Source organism: Streptomyces thermospinosisporus (assembly GCF_039526425.1).
GTDB lineage: Bacteria > Actinomycetota > Actinomycetes > Streptomycetales > Streptomycetaceae > Streptomyces > Streptomyces thermocarboxydovorans.
Genome location: NZ_BAAAIZ010000094.1, coordinates 1 through 3273, shown reverse-complemented (window position 1 = coordinate 3273; position 3273 = coordinate 1). Strand labels below are relative to the sequence as shown.

Here is a 3273-nt window from a genome sequence, read left to right as displayed (position 1 = left end):
CCCGATCGAGACTCCCGTTCGAAACGCATCCCTCAAGATCGGAACGACAACAGCCTCTGACGGAACAACCCGAGACGCTGCTCAAGGTCCTCTGCGACCGCCGCAACCTCGGCGCTCCGGACTTCGTGGCTCTGTTCGACAGAACGGCCGACGAGGTCGTCGGGAAGGGCCCGAACAACCCGACCTGCAGCGAGCGGACGGTGTTCCGCTGGAGAGCAGGCAAGGCCCGCCCCGAGTCGCTGTCCGCGGACACCCGGCGAGTGTTACAGGCCATGTTCGGCTGTGGCGTTGCTGAGCTGTTCGCCCCTCCTCCCACCGAGGATTCCCAGGCACCCGCGCTAGACCTGGAGCACGAGATCACCATGACCGCACGCGACGCACAGGACGACGCCGGCGCGACCGCCGCAGCGTCCGTCTCCGACACCAGCCTCGACCAGCTCACCGACGACGTGGCGTCCCTGGCGCGCGCATACGCCTCGCTTCCGCCCCTGGAGGTGTTCCGGCGCGGCCGCGCACTGCAGGAGGAGTTGCAGAGCCAGCGCGACCGCACCCAGATCCCCAACCAGCAGCAGCGCCTCTTGGAGCTGACCGGACAGACCATGGCCCTGCTCGCCGCGGCGGCCTTCGACCTCGGTTCCTTCGACAACGCCCGCCGTCTGGCCCGTGCTGCGGACCTCTACGGCGAGAGCGCCCGCTTCCAGCCTCTGCGGGCGTACGCGGACGGCATCCTCGCGTACATCGCGTACTTCACCGGCATGCCCGGCGAGGCCGTCAGGAAGGCGCAGCGCGCCCAGAGCTACGGCGGGCTCGGCGACGTCGCCCGGCGCCGGCTCCTGGCCATCGAGGCGCGGGCGCACGGCTACCTCGGCGACACGGAGTCCGCCCGGAGCGCTCTCCAGCTCTCCATGGCGGCCGAGTCCGGGGCCCGGGACGACCTTCACGACGGGGTCGGGGGCGAGTTCGGGTTCACGCCCGAGCGGCTGGCCATGTCCAGCAGCTCGACCGCCCTTCTGATCCACGACCAGGGGCAGGCGGAGGAGTCCGCCCAGCGGGCCCTGCACCTGATCGGCCAGCGGCCGGAGGCCGACCGGTCGGCGCACGTCCTTGGCGGCGCGGCCGCCGACCTTGCCATGGCCCGGCTCCTCGCCGACGACGTCGACGGAGCCGCCGAGGCGCTGGCCCCCCTGTGGGAGATCCCGGGGGACCAGCGGGTGACCGGCGTCCTCGTGCGCGCGGGGCAGATCCAGCAGCATCTCGCGCGGCCGGTCTACCGGTCCTCGGCGCTGCCGCGCGAGCTGCGCGACCGCGTCGAGGACTTCACCCGCAGTGCGAGCGCGCACCAGCTCAGCACCCGCTCTGCGCTTCTCCAGTTGGAAGCCTGAGTCAGCTCAGGGAGGCGTGAATTTTCGCTTCCTTCTCCGGGGCGATCCCGTGTTCCGCCCACCTCGGGTGGTCCACGGGACGCCCGTCGGCAGCCAGCCACGCCCAGGTGTCGCGGATCGTCTCGGCGATCGGCCGGCAGCGCAGCCCCGCGGCTACGGCCCGGCTGGAGTCCACCGCCCACACGCCCGCGTGCGTCCGCCACAGCGGCATCTCCGTCCACTGGGCGACCCCGTGCTCGGTCAGCACGGCCGGCTCCACCCACTCCGGCCTTCCGGCACCGCCGGTCACCGTCAGGCACTCACGGATGAACTCCGCGAACGTGATCCCGTCGGGATGGGTGACGTTGTACCCGCCCGAGGTGTCGGCGGCGGCCTGGTCGAGCGCGAAGGTGGCGACGTCGCGGACGTCGACCGGCTGAATGCGCCGCTCGCCCGGGGCGGGCGCCAGAATCCGCCCGCCGCGCTTGGCCCGGGTCAGCCACCAGGGCAGCCGTCCGACGTACTCGCCGGGGCCGAGGATGACGCCGGGCCGCAGGAACACCGCGGCGTCGCCGAACGCCTCGGTGACCGCCCGTTCCCCGCCGGCCTTCTGGAAGCCGTACACGGTCGGGCTCCCGTCATCTCCGGTGTATCCGTACGACTCGTCAGCGTCGGCGGGGCAGTCCAGCAGCGTCGAGGTGTCGGTGAGGGTCTGATGCGGCCACCCCGCGTAGACGGACACCGTGGAGATGTGCACCCAGCGCCGGGCGGCCTCGCGCAGCTCGGTCGCTGCGAGGAGGACGTCGCGGGGCGCGAAGTCGGAGCTGGAGGTGTCCACCACTGCGTCCCAGGGCCCGCGCTGGGCGAGCCGCTGGAGGTCGGTCCGGTCGGTGCGGTCCCCGTGCACTGGCTCCACGCCGTCGACGTCGCGGCCGGACCGCCCCCGGTTGAAGGTGGTGACGGACCAGCCGCGCGCCAACGCCTCTTCTGCGATGCACTTCCCGAGGAACCAGGTACCGCCGATGACCAGAATTCTCATGGGCATGATCCTGCCGCCCACATCGCCCTCGCGGAAGGCGGTCCCCGCCTGCCCGGTTACGAAATGGGGTGCTGGTCAAACCAGTCGGACAGGTCATGGGCGGAGCCGAGAACGTCGTCACGGTTCGTCAGCTCCGCAGAGCCGCCGGCGGCGCCCTTGTCCTCGCCGACCGCGATGCCCTTCTCCATGGTGTCGATCAGCGTGTACGCCTCGGTCCAGAAGTCGGCGCTCACCGACTTCTCCGCGTTCATCGCCGCCCGCAGGTCACGCGCCGGCTCCATGAGCGCCTTCATCTGGTCCCAGCACGTGCCCGGTTCCTCTTCGAGGCACCCGCCGTCAGTGTCGAACTTCGTCACCGCGGCCTGGAACGTGGTGGTCGCTTCCTTCACGCTCGGCGCGGTCGCCTTCGCGACCGCCGTGCCGGTCGGCTTCCCGTCGCCGGCGTCGTCCGAGCTGCTGCAGCCGCTCACGGCTGCCACGGTCACGGCCAGGATCAGCGCGCTGGCCGTCTTCCCCCAAGTATGTCTCCCCATGACGGGGGATCATCCCACGGTGATCGGACACGGATACGCCAAGGGCCCCCAGCCGACCGGCCAGGACTCCGCAGGGGCACTGAGTGATCATTCTCCGAGTTGGCGCTCCGCTGCGGCAGCTCCGTGTGGTTCCTCGCCTCGGAATCTCCTCCACCACACCAGCAACGGCCTTTGAGGTGCGGGCGGTTGTGCTGCGGCCCGTTCGGCATCTGCGACTTCTGCGAGGAACCCCTTGAGCGCGTGACGTAGTTTGAACAAGCCGGAGTAAATGGACGGCAGCCGGGCCGCTTTTAGACGTTGTTTCACTTGGTGAGTCGGCGATGGGCGATGAGGGCTGCGG

General features: G+C 70.7%; 3 protein-coding genes. 1 reads left to right on the top strand and 2 read right to left on the bottom strand.

The annotated features are described in order from the left end of the window. Nucleotides 1–1382, top strand: a 1382-nt coding sequence (locus tag ABD207_RS26295; protein WP_344015649.1) for a hypothetical protein, incomplete at its 5' end; no start/stop codon positions are given. A 1-nt stretch (nucleotide 1383) separates the two neighbouring features. Here the strand turns inward: ABD207_RS26295 and ABD207_RS26290 are convergent. Together ABD207_RS26290 and ABD207_RS26285 are read right to left on the bottom strand one after the other, a co-directional pair. Beyond that, nucleotides 1384–2400, bottom strand: a complete 1017-nt coding sequence (locus ABD207_RS26290) for an NAD-dependent epimerase/dehydratase family protein (RefSeq protein ID WP_344015648.1) — start codon at nucleotides 2398–2400, stop codon at nucleotides 1384–1386. A gap of 56 nt (nucleotides 2401–2456) precedes the next feature. After that, the gene (locus ABD207_RS26285; RefSeq protein ID WP_344015647.1) at nucleotides 2457–2933 is read right to left on the bottom strand and encodes a hypothetical protein; all 477 of its coding nucleotides are present in this window, start codon (nucleotides 2931–2933) and stop codon (nucleotides 2457–2459) included. Nucleotides 2934–3273 lie beyond the last annotated feature (340 nt).

Excerpts from the sequence above, each read along its gene's own strand:
- ABD207_RS26290 (WP_344015648.1), bottom strand. The coding sequence starts at position 2,400 with ATGAGAATTCTGGTCATCGGCGGTACCTGGTTCCTCGGGAAGTGCATC.
- ABD207_RS26285 (WP_344015647.1), bottom strand. The coding sequence starts at position 2,933 with ATGGGGAGACATACTTGGGGGAAGACGGCCAGCGCGCTGATCCTGGCC.